Below are 12303 nucleotides of genomic sequence, written 5' to 3'. Positions count from 1 at the left end.
GATCAGGCCGGTGTCGCGCCCGCCTCCCGCCGCAGCTGCAGCCGCTTAGTTTCCAGCAGCGATCGCAGGACGGTTTCCTGCTCGGGCGTGGACCGCTGCCCGGTCAGCACCTCGTTGTAGAACGGTGCCAGTCGAATACGTTCTTCCAGATCCTCCTGGATCGCCAGCGCGTAATAGCCGATCTGGTGGAAATATACCACACGCGCACGGACCAGCGACTCGTCTGGACCCATCCCCATTTTGCGAAAGTGGTTCTGCAACAAGGCGACCCAAGCATCGTCGGTTTCGTGGACCAGCCGCGCCACATCGGGGCTTTTGCGCGCCCAGGCGCGGATGGCGGTATCGACTTGCGGCACGATCGGATCTTCGCCCAGCCAAATGTGCATGACCTCTACGAAGTCAGGTGGATTGGTTGCCCACCGCGCGGAAATCTCCTCGATCTCGCGCAGGTTGTGCCCGCGCCAATCATCAAGCAGCGCATCGAGCAAGGCCTCGCGGTCTTCGAAATGCCAGTAGAAGCTGCCGCGTGTGACGTGCATCAGTTTGGCGAGCCGATCGACCTTGACGTCGTCGATGCCGGATTTGACCAGCACTTTCTGCGCCACCGCCACCCAATCGTCGCGGGTCAATCTTCGGCCAAACGCCATATCTTTGCTCCAGTCCCGATAATCAGACGAATACTCGAGCGGATACAGGGAGCCGCGGCTAAGCGGAAGCACCACAAGGATCGCGACGGCGCAAATGGTGAAGTCGCGCCGGGTCCGGGAGGGGGGGGCAGGGCTGTGATGGATGGCACCGGATCCCTGCTGTTCGACGTACCACTCCGATCCGGCATGGTGTTCAGTTCGGAAGCGTTCCTGACACACACCCGTGTGGGGGCGGCAACGTTCGAACAGAACTTCATCATCACGGACACCGGGACCGAGTTGCTGACGAAGACACCGATGATCTTCTGGTAAGCGTCGTTCGACTATTAGGTCGATAGCGGGGCGGTCACAATCGTTTCAGGCATCCCCTGCTCGTCGCGTGGAGGACGAGTGGGGCGGCTGCGATCGCTCGCCCCCGCGACCAATTGCGCCATTTCGGCTAGATAGGTCTTCACGAACAGCGCCGTTTCGCTCTCGAGCAGAGTATAGGGTCCAGGCCGGTAAGCGACCGATCGCACGCCCGCCGCATTATCCTCGACAATGCGCTTGTCCTGCACAGTCGTCACGTCCCACATCCAGCTTACGGCATCGACGTCGATCGTCTCCGGATCGGCTTCTTCATCGACCAGCCAAGTCAGGATCATATTCGTCTGCTCGGGTCCGAGTGGTACGATTTGGACGAGGGTCGCATAGTCGTTGGCCGCGCTCACGAACGCCAACCGGCCGAGTCGGACCTGGGTCTCGCCACCGTCGAAGACGGCATAGTCACCCATCAGCGCGGCCACCGGCTTTCCGTCGCGCGATAGGCTGAGGCGGCCAGATCCGATCGGCCACCTATTGATCCGATACGGCACGCGCGCGAGGCCGCCATCGGCATCGACCCGCGCGTTGAACGATCCGTCCGCGCTGACCTCCTCGCGCCAGAGCGCAACATTCTCGTGCCAGGCCGCCGCCTTTCGGTCGTCGCGAACGGCACTGACGCTGACGTGGCCGTTCGCGCTGAAATATTCCGGATGAGCGGGACGGCAATGGTAGCATTCATAAGCGTTCTCGACGACGAGCTTCCAATTGGCGTTGGTCGGGTACGATTTGCGCGCGACGATGCGCGCCCGGGCCAGTCCGTGCCGCCGGAGCATCGGTGTCAGTCCGGCGATCGCGGGCTCGATGTCCGGCAGATCCTTTCCAGCGGGCACGCAGAAGATCAGCCCCTCGACGACGCGTACCGGAACGGCATGAAGGCCGAGTTTGGCCGGATCCACCCCCTCAGGCACGTCTTGGCGGCTCTGCAATTCTCCCGTCAGGCGGAAGGACCAGGCGTGATACGGACATACCAGGAAGGGCGCACGGCCATCGGTCTTGCATAGCCGAGATCCGCGATGCGTACATACGTTGTAATAGGCATGGACGTCCGTGTCGCTCGCCCGCACGACGATGATCGACTGGCCGTAGAGCTCGCGGACGATATAGCTGCCCTTGGCCGGTACTTCGCTGATGTGCCCCACTACCGTCCACTGGCGAGCTATCCACTCGTTCTCCTCGAAAGCGTAGATGTCGGGATCGATGTAGAACGGCTGTTCGAGCGACCAGTCCGGGCGCTGCCGGGCGAGCAACGATGTGAGCGTGGCGAGGTCTGTCATCTGCGGTCCCTTGACGCGATACATCTGGCGACGGCCAACTGGTCGAGCAGCATACAATACTGTATGGTGTGGACGGTTATAGTGTCAATTGTGCTAATAGGCCGATGCTGGACGTGGCTTGATCAGATCGGTTCGCTCACCGGCGCTCGAGCAGAGCCTGCCGAAGCACTGCTTTTCCACGCCTCTGATCGGCATGAACAGTTGAGCTCTTGGACAAGTTTGACGCATCGAGGTGAGGGGCTAAGGCCGTCGAGAGCAAGTCTAATCGAAAACTATTGTCTGCCGTCCGTTCAACATCACCCGGTGATCGACCTGCCAGCGTACTGCCCGCGCCAGCACAGAACATTCGACTTCCTCGCCGATCGCAACCAGATCGTCGGCGGTGCGCGCATGGCTGACGCGTCGTGTTTCCTGTTCGATGATCGGCCCTTCGTCGAGATCGGTGGTCACGTAATGGGCGGTCGCTCCGATGATCTTCACGCCGCGTGCATGGGCCTGATGATATGGCTTCGCGCCCTTGAAGCTGGGGAGGAAGCTGTGATGGATGTTGATGCAGCGACCTGACACGACTTCGCAGAGCCGGGGCGAGAGGATTTGCATGTATCGTGCGAGGACCACCAGATCGACTGCCAGACCGTCGAACATCGCAATGATCTGGGCCTCCTGCTCGGCCTTGGTGTCCTTCGTGATCGGCAAATGGTGATAGGGCAGGCCGTGCCACTCGGTGATTCCCCGCATATCGTCATGGTTCGATACGACGCCCACGATATCGATCGGCAAGTGACCGCTCCGCCAGCGGTGCAGCAGGTCGTGAAGACAGTGGCCGAATTTCGAGACCAGGATCAGCACGCGCGGCCGGACGGCGCAATCGAACACCCGAGCCTCCATCTCGAACCGCGCCGCGATCGGCGCGATGCCCGTGCGCAAATCTTCGACCGTCGGCGGCACCGCGCCTTCCGCGGCGAACGTCACGCGCATGAAGAAGGCCCCTGTGCCTGAATCCTGGTGCTGGTGCGCCTCGACGATCGAGCATTCCCCGTCCGACAGCCATGTCGCCACGCTGGCAACGATACCGCGCCGGTCGGGGCATCGGATGGTAAGGGTATAGGTGGGGTACATCAATCCACGTCCTGGGAGCGAAATTCGATCGCGGCATCCTCGAACCAAAGATCGAGATGCCGTGCGTAGCTGGCGTCGGCATAGACGTGGAACACGTCTTGACCGGGGACGCGATCGATGATGACGAAGATTTGTGCGAGCGATGACTGGGCGCAGCGTCCCTCGCCGAAGACGCGCGGATGAAGGTCTAACGGGCAGCCCTTCGCGATCAAGTCGCGGGCGCGGCGCCCTTCGACGGCATAGACGACAAGGCCTGCGCCGACATCCGCGAGATGCGCGACCCTAGTCCCCCGCGCTGCATTGTGGAACGCGCCGCGGTCGAGCGGGCGACTGACGAGCATCCACTCGCCCGGTGCGAGCACGAGCGCCCGCGGCGCTTCGCCTGCGGCATGATTGGTTGTGCGGGGCAGCACGATGTCCAGAGCCTGGCACAGCCCGCTGAGCAGCGCGTCGTCATGGCCGCGCAGGCGCACGATCTGGATTGCCGGTGTGACCAGCCGCCGAACCCCGACGCCATGGGCGACAACGTTCAAATGATCCTCAGCCACGCAGACGCTCCCCGGCGGCATCGTAGAACGTCGGTGAGACCACCGTGGCTGTGTGCGTCGTGCCACCGCCCTCAATCCGCACCGTTTCGCCCATCCGAGCAAACCCGCCGCGCAGCATGCCGAGCGCGACCGGATGCTTCAGCGTCGGGCTAAAGGCGCTCGACGTGACATAGCCTTCGCTATGGCGCGTGCCGGTCGTATCGGGCGCGGTCGCATGACCGCCGATCGGTAGCGGCGGTGCTCCGGCAGGCGAAGCGAAGCCGACGAATTGCAAGCGATCGGCCCGTTGGTCCTCGGCGCGCATCAGCGAACGCTTGCCGATGAAGTCGTTGCCCTTTTTCAGGACATGCGACCATCCGACATCGAGCGCGTTGGTGGTGCCGTCTGTGTCGACGCCGATGTGCAGGTATCCCTTTTCGGTCCGCAGCACCATCCAGGCGTCGATGCCGACCGGCGTCAGCCCATGCCCCGCCCCGACCTCCATCAGCTTCGTCCACAGAGCTGACGTGCTGGTCGCGGGTACATTGATTTCGTAGGAGGTCTCGCCGCTATAGCTGACGCGGAACATCCGCGTCGGCAGGCCCGCGATCGTCCCTTCGGCGAAGCTCATGTGCGGAAAGTCGTCCAGGGGAACCGTGGTCCCGGTCTCGTGCACGATATGGCGTGCCTGGGGACCGGTGATCGTCAGGACGCCCCAGGCCGACGTTACGGGCGCGACCAGCACGTCCAAGTCGAGCCACTCGCACTGGAGCCATTCCTCCATCCACGCCGCGATCCTCTCGGCACCGCCGCTCGACGTGCAGATAAGGAAATGGTCGTCGCCCAGCCGCGTCGTCACGCCGTCGTCGATGACGACGCCCAGTTCGTTCAGCATCAGGCCGTAACGGACTTTGCCCCGCTTCAGCGTCGACATGGTGTTGGCATAGACGAGGTCGAGGAAACGGCCGGCGTCAGGCCCTGTCACCTCGATCTTGCCCAGCGGCGACCCCTCGAAAAGCCCGGCTGTCCGGCGCACTGTTCGAGCCTCGCGCTGTTCGGCATCGTGCGGGCTCTCGCCACTGCGCGGATAATAAGCCGGGCGCATCCAGCCGCCATAATCCTCGAACACCGCGCCGGCCGAGACGTGATCGTCGTGCGCCGGCATATGGCGGCGCGGTCGAAACAGCTCGCCGCGATTGCGCGCCGCCATCGCGCCGAGCGGCACGGGCGTGAAGGGATAGCGATAGCGGGTATGGCCGGTCTCTTGCACGCTGCGACCGGTCAGCGCGCCGAGAATGGCGAGAGCATTCACGTTCGAGGTCTTGCCCTGATCCACCGCCATGCCGAGCGTCGTGTAGCGCTTGAGATGTTCGACCGACCGGAAGGATTCGCGCGCCGACAAGGCGATGTCGGTGACGCTGACATCGTTCTGGAAATCGACGAACGCCTTGCTCCGCCCGGCGTCGATTGACCAGCACGGCATCAACGATGCCTCGGCACGTTCGTTGGCGACCACGGGCTTTGCATCAGACGCGGGCGCAAACCCAATGGCCATCGCCGCCGCCGCGCCTGCCGTCGTGCCCGATTGCACGGCAGCGTGCGTAGAAAACGCGCCCGCGGCGGCACCGACGGAGCATTCGTTTTGGACCGAGTGGTCAGGGACGAAGGCTGCAATGTCTTCGGCGTATCGCGTGGTACCGCCCGACTGGCTGAACAGATGCGTCGTCGGATTAAAGCCGCCCGACATGGCGAGATGATCACAGGCGATCCATTCCTGGCCGTGGCTAGTACGGACCTGCGCGCCGGACAGGCGGTTGCGGCCGCGCGTGTCGATCACCGCGCCGCCAGCGATCGATCGAATGCCACGTTGGCTCAGCGCGTTCGCCAGATCCGAAGCCACGGTTTCGCGTACATCGACGACCGCCGCGATCGTAACGCCGCTGTCGGCCAGCGGGAATGCGGTGCGATAGGCAGAGTCGTTGTTCGTGAACACGAGTCCCCGGCGGCCCGCTAGCGCCGCGAACCGGCGGGCGTAATGGCGTACCGCCGAGGCGAGCATGATGCCGGGCCGGTCGTTGCCTGGAAACACCAGCGGTCGCTCGATGGCTCCGGTGGCGAGCACGACGCGCGCCGCGCGGACCTGCCATGTCCGGTAACGCGCCCGGGTCGGGTCGGCGGCGCATGCCATCTCGTTACCGAGCTGCTGCACCATCGTCAGGCTGTTATGGTCGTGATAACCCAGTACGGTCGTGCGCAACAGCAGCTTGGCATCATGCCGCCCTGCAATGTGTTCACCCACCCGCGTGGCCCAAGCGTCCCCGTTCTCGCCATCGATGACGATTTCGTCGTACAGCAGGGCACCGCCCAGACTGAAATCTTGCTCTGCCAGGATGACGCGGGCACCGGCGGCCGACGCCGCGTCAGCGGCGGCGAGGCCGGCCGGGCCACCGCCCACCACCAGAACGTCGCAATGCGCGTATCGGCTTTCGTAACGGTCCGGATCGACGTCTGTCGCGACCTTGCCGAGCCCAGCGGCGCGACGGATGATGCCCTCGTACAGGTGCCAATCCGGCCACATGAACGTCTTGTAGTAGAAGCCCGCAGGAAGAAAGCGCGCGACCAGATTGTTGATGCCGCCGACGTCGAACCGGCTGTTTGGAAAGCAGTTGACCGGCTTGGCCACCAGTCCGTCATAGAGGAGCACCTCGGTCGCGCGCATGCTGGGCGTTGAGCGCGCGCCCTGGCCCAGCTGTACCAGCGCGTTGCTCTCCTCGACACCCGCAGCGATGATGCCGCGCGGACGGTGATATTTGAAAGATCTGCCCACCAGCGTGATGCCATTCGCCATCAGCGCGGATGCCAGCGTATCCCCTGCATAGCCCGTATAGCTGCGTTTCTCCCAAGTGAAACTCAGCGGCCGGGATCGATCGACGCGTCCGCCGGCGGCGACGCGAGCTGTTTGCCCGCCCGTCACAGCCCGTCGCTTCCGTCGAAGGCGACCGGCGGACGCTCGTGCATCGCATAGATCGCTTCGATGCGATGCGTGACGGTGTGACGCGCCACGTTGAACCAGCGCCGGCAGCCGAAGGCGTGGACCCAGCGTTCGTAATGCACGCCCTTGGGGTTGCTACGCGCGAACAAGTACGCGCTCCAGTCGGTATCCGATACGGTTTCGGCGGGGCCGGGCCGGCTGACATGGCTTTCACCACCGCACCGGAACTCCAGTTCGTCGCGTGGCCCGCACAGGGGGCAATTGATCAGCAGCATGGTTCGTCCCTCAATGCGCGATGCCGGAGGCGGCGGCTTCGTCAATCAGCGCGCCGGTCGAAAAGCGCGCAAGCGAGAAGGGCGCTGCCAGGGGATGCGGCGCGCCGGTCGCCATGTGGTGCGCCAGCAGCGTGCCGCCTGCCGGGATCGCCTTGAACCCGCCCGTGCCCCAGCCGCAATTGATCAGGAGATTGGGGATTGGTGTCGCCCCGAGGATCGGGCTCGAATCCTGCACGACATCGACGATGCCGGCCCATTGCCGCAACAACCGCACACGCCCCAAGCGCGGAAACTGCTGCGCCACGGCGCCCAGCACGTTGCGCGCCATCGGCATGTTCCCGCGTTGCGCATAGGATGGGTAGAGATCGAGGGCGCCACCGATCACCAGTCCGCCCTTGTCGGACTGGCTGAGATAGACTCCGGTGGCCAGCGACAGCACGACGGTATCGAGCACCGGTTTTAGGGGTTCGGTGACGAAGGCCTGCAACGCATAGCTGGTGACGGGCAGGCGAAAGCCCGCCATTTCGGCAAGCGTGGTCGAATGTCCCGCCACCGCGAGTGCGACCGAGCGGGCGGCGATCGGTCCGCGGCTCGTATCGACGCCAGCGATCGTGCCGTCGGTCGCGCGGCGAAATCCGGTCACCTCGCATTGCTGGATGATGTCGACTCCCAGTGCGTCTGCGGCGCGCGCATAGCCCCATGCTACGGCATCATGGCGTGCCGTGCCGGCCCGTTTCTGCAGAAAGCCGCCCATCACCGGGAAGCGTGCTTCCGGCGACATGTCGAGGATCGGCACTCTGCGCGCGATCTCTTTGGTGTCGACCATGACGGTATCGACGCCGTTTATGCGCATCGCTTTGACCCAGCGGGCGGCGGCTTCCAGATCGTGCCGGCTGTGCGCCAGCGTGATCATCCCGCGCTGGCTGAACATCACGTTGTAGTTCAGTTCACGAGCCAGCCCTTCGTAGAGCTTGAGCGACATGTCATAGAGCGCAGCGCTCTCGCGGTAATAATAATTCGAACGAATGACCGTCGTGTTGCGGCCCGTGTTGCCACCCCCCAACCAGCCCTTTTCCAGCACGGCGACGTTGCGCATGCCGTGGGTCTTGGCGAGGTAGTAAGCCGTGGCCAAGCCGTGGCCGCCGCCGCCAACGATAATGGCGTCATAGGCGGCCCTGGGCTCGGGATTGCGCCAGGCCTCGCCCCAGCCGCTCTGACTTCGCAGGCCTTCCCGCACTACGCGCCAGCCCGAATAGTCCAGCTTTGCCAACGGAACCACCTCGCGAACATACACAACTGTATGTAAGACTTGTATGGCGGGGCTTACTGAGATTGCAAGGATCTTGTGCACGGAGGCGATCGGGCGTGCGGTCGCACATCGTTGCGCACCGGGCCGCGCCGCGCGCATCGAGCCGACATCGCGGCGCACGGCACCTCCGGTGACGCATCCGGGACACCTTACGGCCCTGCTTGCCAGCGCCGTAAGGCTTGGAGATTCCGACAGCGCATTCCAGTCGTTGGTGGAGCCGTGTCCTAGCTCAGTCGGATACCGCAATCCGAAGTTTCAGGGGTCACCGACCGTTTGCGGTACGTTCTGGCATTCGCATTTGTCGGTCGAGGTAGTGCCCGTGTCAGTCCAAGCTGTCCCGGCCGGTGGGTCGGCACATACCACCGGTCCCGCAACTTCAATGATTTGGTGACCCCTACGGGAATCGAACCCGTGCTTCAGCCGTGAAAGGGCCGCGTCCTAACCGCTAGACGAAGGGGCCATGCCGGCAGCGCCGGTTGGTTGGAGGCGGTTAGGGAAATGCGCCGCGCTGGTCAACCCGCTGATTTGTCCGTTTGGTTAATCGGCCCAGGCGGCGTCGTCCAGATGGAGTTCCGCCGCCGGTTTCGCGCCCCAATCGTCGATCTTCACCCGGCCCGCGAGCCAGAGTCGCCGATGGGGCGGCGCGCCGAGCAGCGCGGCGCCGAGCGAGGTATCGGCTTGGCGGAAGGCGACGGCTTTCAGCGACCGGCCGTCGTCGCCGGCGATGATGACCCGGACATGGCCGTTGCCGACGATCTCTGCCTTGATGATCCGCACCGGGCCGGCGACGATCCGGGGCTGGGGCCAGCCCATGCCGTAGGGGCCGCCTTTGTCCAGAGCTTCGACCAGCGCGGGGGTGACGCCACCGGGGGCGAGCAGGGCGTCGAGCAGCAGGGCGCGATCGCCGATCGAGCGGGTGACGGCGTCGGCGAGGCGAGTTTCGAGGAAGTCGCCGAACGCGGCCAACTGGTCCTCGGCGATCGTCAGGCCGGCCGCCATCGCATGGCCGCCGCCGGCGACGAGCAGGCCGCTATCCTTGGCCGACAGCACCGCCGCGCCGAGATCGACGCCCGAGATCGATCGGCCCGATCCCTTGCCGATGCCATTTTCGTCCAGGGCGATGACGATCGCCGGGCGGCCGTATTTCTCCTTCAGGCGGCCGGCGACGATGCCGATCACGCCGGCGTGCCAGCCACGCCCGGCGACGACGAGCACCGCACGCTCCTTCGCCACGCCGGCCAGAGCGTCGGCGGCCTCCTGCACGATCCCCTCGATCGCGCGCCGCTCCTCGTTCAGCCGATCGAGTTCGGCGGCGATTGCGGCGGCCTCCTGCGGTTCGCGCGTGGTGAGCAGGCGCACGCCGAGATCGGACTTGCCGACGCGGCCGCCGGCATTGATGCGCGGACCCAATGCGAAGCCGAGATCCTGCGCGGTCGGCGCGCGGGTGAGGCGGCTGGCGGAGATCAGGGCGTTGAGGCCGATATTTCGTCGCTGCGCCATCACTTTCAGCCCCTGCGCGACAAAGGCGCGGTTGAGCCCGCGGAGTTGCGCCACGTCGGCGACGGTGCCCAGGGCGACGATGTCGAGCAGATCGAGCAGGCGCGGTTCGGCTGTGTCGGCGAAGGCACCGCGCGCGCGCATCACGCGAATCAGCGCCGCACCGAGCAGGAAGGCGACGCCGACCGCCGCGAGATGACCGTGCGCCGCGCCGTCCGTCTCGTCGAGCCGGTTCGGATTCACCAGCGCATGGGCGTGCGGCAAGGCGAGCGTGCATTTGTGATGATCCACGACGATCACGTCGACCCCGGCGTCGCGCGCGGCTTCGAGCGCGTCGAACGCCTGCGCGCCGCAATCGACCGTGACGATCAGGTCCGCGCCCTCCGCCTTCAGGCGCAGCATCGCGGCACCGGACGGGCCATAGCCTTCGATCAGGCGATCGGGGATATAGGCCTTCGCCTCCAGCCCGAGATCGCGCAGCAGCAGGATCATCAGCGCGGCGGAGGTCGCGCCGTCCACGTCGTAATCGCCGAAGACGGTGACCGATTCTTTGTGCGCGATCGCATCGGCAAGCCGTTCGGCCGCCTTGTCCATATCGCGGAAGATCGACGGATCGGGCATGAAGGTGCGGATGCTGGGGGCCTTGTGCGCCTCCAGATCCTCGCGCGGGCAGCCGCGGGCGAGCAGCAATTGCGTGACGAGATCGTCGGGCGCGAAGCCGGGATCGCGCGTGTCGGTTTCCAGCGCGCGCCAGCGCCACGGCTGGCCGAGAATCGACCGGGTGATGTTCAGGACGGTGTTCATGATGTGACCGAAGGCTTAGACGAGCGGCGAACGGTTAGGAAGGACGGCGACATGACGGCGGCATTGCTGGGCGCGAACGATCCGTCGCCGGTACAGGTGATCAATCCGGGCGGCGCCTCGCCTTTCCTGCTGATCGGCGATCATGCCGGGAAGCTGGTGCCCGAGAGCCTCGCCGGATTGGGCCTGCCGCCGCAGGAACTCGCGCGACACATCGGCTGGGATATCGGCATCGGCGAACTGGGGCCGATGCTGGCCGAGGCGCTGGACGCGGTGTTCGTACGGCAGACCTATTCGCGCCTCGTGATCGACTGCAATCGCGATCCGGCGCGGGCCGATGCGATGCCCGAGGTGAGCGACCTGACCGTCGTGCCGGGCAATCGCGATCTGGATGCAGCCCAGCGCGCGGCGCGCGTGGCGGTGATCCACACGCCGTATCAGGAAGCGATCGGCGCGGAGATCGCGCGGCGCGATGCGGCGGGGCAGGGGACGATCCTGGTGGCGCTGCACAGCTTCACCCCGATGTTGCGAAGCGCGGGGCAGACCGTAACGCGGCCGTGGGAGATCGGCGTGCTGCACGATGGCGGCGATACCGCGTTCGCGCAGGCGCTGCTCGCGGCGTTGCGGGCCGACGATACGCTGACGGTCGGCGACAACGAGCCCTACAGCATGGACGCGATCGACTACACCGTGCCGCGCCATGCCTATCCTGCGCGCCGCCCCTATGCCGAGATCGAGGTGCGGCAGGATCTGATCGGCACGGCCGCCGGATGCGCGGACTGGTCGGCACGGCTGGCGGCGGTGTTGCGCGCGGCAGCCTCCGGCATCGGCGGGCGCTGAGCCGTGCCGAACTGGATCTGGCTGTCGGTGGCGATCCTGTCGGAAGTGATCGCCACGTCCTTCCTGAAATCGGCGGAAGGGTTCACGCGACCCTGGCCGTTGCTGATCGTGGTGGTCGGCTATGCCGCCGCTTTCTATTTCCTGTCCTTCGCGCTGCGATCGATCCCGATCGGCGTCGCCTATGCGATCTGGTCCGGCGCGGGCGTCGTGCTGGTCACGGCGGTGGCGTGGATCGCCTATGCCCAGAAGCTCGACACGACCGCGCTGGCCGCGATCGGGCTGATCGTGACCGGCGTCGTGATCCTGAACCTGCGCACCGGGCACGGCTGAGCGCGGAGCGCCGCCTCGCGCGGATTTCGTTTGCGCGGCGCAGCATTTCCACTAAGGGCGCACTCGAAACCGGATGCGAACCATCCGGCTTCGCATGATCGCGCCGGTGCCCCGCAAGGGGCTCAAATGTGGAATGCGGTGCGGGAGGGGTTCCTCCCAAAGCCGCGGCTGTCCCTGCAACTGTAAGCGGAGAGCGCGATGCACATGTCCTGTCCAGGCCCTTCGAACGGGGGCCGGCGGGACGGCCACTGGATCGAGACGATCTGGGAAGGCGTGCATCGAGCCGTGACCCGTGAGCCAGGAGACCTGCCGGCGCTGTCGCTCATGCT

At 65.3% G+C, this 12303-nt stretch carries 11 protein-coding genes, 1 tRNA gene and 1 riboswitch; of the genes, 3 read left to right on the top strand and 9 right to left on the bottom strand.

Annotation, left to right across the window (positions count from 1 at the left end):
* Window positions 1–2 precede the first annotated feature (2 nt).
* A complete protein-coding gene (locus tag ASG11_RS12735; RefSeq protein WP_055779784.1) occupies window positions 3–629 on the bottom strand; it encodes a TetR/AcrR family transcriptional regulator in 627 nt (208 codons plus the stop codon).
* A 153-nt stretch (window positions 630–782) separates the two neighbouring features.
* On the opposite strand from ASG11_RS12735, the gene ASG11_RS18780 reads away from it, so the two are divergent.
* Window positions 783–959 carry a M24 family metallopeptidase gene (locus tag ASG11_RS18780; RefSeq protein WP_156363756.1) on the top strand — a complete coding sequence of 59 codons (177 nt, stop codon included), beginning with the start codon at window positions 783–785 and terminating at the stop codon, window positions 957–959.
* 14 nt (window positions 960–973) lie between these two features.
* Here the strand turns inward: ASG11_RS18780 and ASG11_RS12730 are convergent, their stop codons facing one another.
* The 8 genes from ASG11_RS12730 to recJ form a co-directional block, all read right to left on the bottom strand.
* A complete protein-coding gene (locus ASG11_RS12730; protein ID WP_168371733.1) occupies window positions 974–2284 on the bottom strand; it encodes an aromatic ring-hydroxylating oxygenase subunit alpha in 1311 nt (436 codons plus the stop codon).
* A 261-nt stretch (window positions 2285–2545) separates the two neighbouring features.
* Entirely contained in the window at window positions 2546–3403 is an 858-nt protein-coding gene (purU, locus tag ASG11_RS12725; protein ID WP_055779778.1) for a formyltetrahydrofolate deformylase, read from the bottom strand.
* The gene (locus ASG11_RS12720; RefSeq protein ID WP_201781315.1) at window positions 3403–3951 is read right to left on the bottom strand and encodes a sarcosine oxidase subunit gamma; all 549 of its coding nucleotides are present in this window, start codon (window positions 3949–3951) and stop codon (window positions 3403–3405) included. The genes purU and ASG11_RS12720 overlap by 1 nt, the downstream gene beginning before the upstream one ends.
* A complete protein-coding gene (locus ASG11_RS12715; protein WP_055779772.1) occupies window positions 3944–6904 on the bottom strand; it encodes a sarcosine oxidase subunit alpha family protein in 2961 nt (986 codons plus the stop codon). The genes ASG11_RS12720 and ASG11_RS12715 overlap by 8 nt, the downstream gene beginning before the upstream one ends.
* Window positions 6901–7197, bottom strand: coding sequence for a sarcosine oxidase subunit delta (locus ASG11_RS12710; protein WP_055779769.1), 297 nt, complete (start codon window positions 7195–7197; stop codon window positions 6901–6903). Before ASG11_RS12710 ends, ASG11_RS12715 begins: the two co-directional genes overlap by 4 nt.
* A gap of 10 nt (window positions 7198–7207) precedes the next feature.
* Window positions 7208–8467 carry a sarcosine oxidase subunit beta family protein gene (locus tag ASG11_RS12705; RefSeq protein WP_055780861.1) on the bottom strand — a complete coding sequence of 420 codons (1260 nt, stop codon included), beginning with the start codon at window positions 8465–8467 and terminating at the stop codon, window positions 7208–7210.
* Window positions 8468–8891: 424 nt separating this feature from the next.
* Window positions 8892–8966 (bottom strand) — tRNA-Glu (locus ASG11_RS12700).
* Between the two features lie 77 nt (window positions 8967–9043).
* Window positions 9044–10807 (bottom strand): single-stranded-DNA-specific exonuclease RecJ, encoded by a 1764-nt coding sequence (recJ, locus tag ASG11_RS12695; RefSeq protein ID WP_055779766.1) that lies wholly within the window; start codon window positions 10805–10807, stop codon window positions 9044–9046.
* 51 nt (window positions 10808–10858) lie between these two features.
* On the opposite strand from recJ, the gene ASG11_RS12690 reads away from it, so the two are divergent.
* Entirely contained in the window at window positions 10859–11644 is a 786-nt protein-coding gene (locus tag ASG11_RS12690; RefSeq protein WP_055779763.1) for an N-formylglutamate amidohydrolase, read from the top strand.
* A gap of 3 nt (window positions 11645–11647) precedes the next feature.
* Window positions 11648–11974, top strand: a complete 327-nt coding sequence (locus tag ASG11_RS12685; RefSeq protein ID WP_055779761.1) for a DMT family transporter — start codon at window positions 11648–11650, stop codon at window positions 11972–11974.
* Between the two features lie 87 nt (window positions 11975–12061).
* A riboswitch (cobalamin riboswitch) is annotated at window positions 12062–12302 on the top strand.
* Window position 12303: the final 1 nt, after the last annotated feature.

The organism is Sphingomonas sp. Leaf357, assembly GCF_001423845.1.
Lineage (GTDB): Bacteria > Pseudomonadota > Alphaproteobacteria > Sphingomonadales > Sphingomonadaceae > Sphingomonas.
Note: the sequence above shows the minus strand (reverse complement) of the source record. Positions and strands in the feature narration are given on the sequence as shown.

Excerpts from the sequence above, each read along its gene's own strand:
- ASG11_RS12730 (WP_168371733.1), bottom strand. The coding sequence starts at position 2,284 with ATGACAGACCTCGCCACGCTCACATCGTTGCTCGCCCGGCAGCGCCCG.
- purU (WP_055779778.1), bottom strand. The coding sequence starts at position 3,403 with ATGTACCCCACCTATACCCTTACCATCCGATGCCCCGACCGGCGCGGT.
- ASG11_RS12710 (WP_055779769.1), bottom strand. The coding sequence starts at position 7,197 with ATGCTGCTGATCAATTGCCCCCTGTGCGGGCCACGCGACGAACTGGAG.
- recJ (WP_055779766.1), bottom strand. The coding sequence starts at position 10,807 with ATGAACACCGTCCTGAACATCACCCGGTCGATTCTCGGCCAGCCGTGG.
- ASG11_RS12690 (WP_055779763.1), top strand. The coding sequence starts at position 10,859 with ATGACGGCGGCATTGCTGGGCGCGAACGATCCGTCGCCGGTACAGGTG.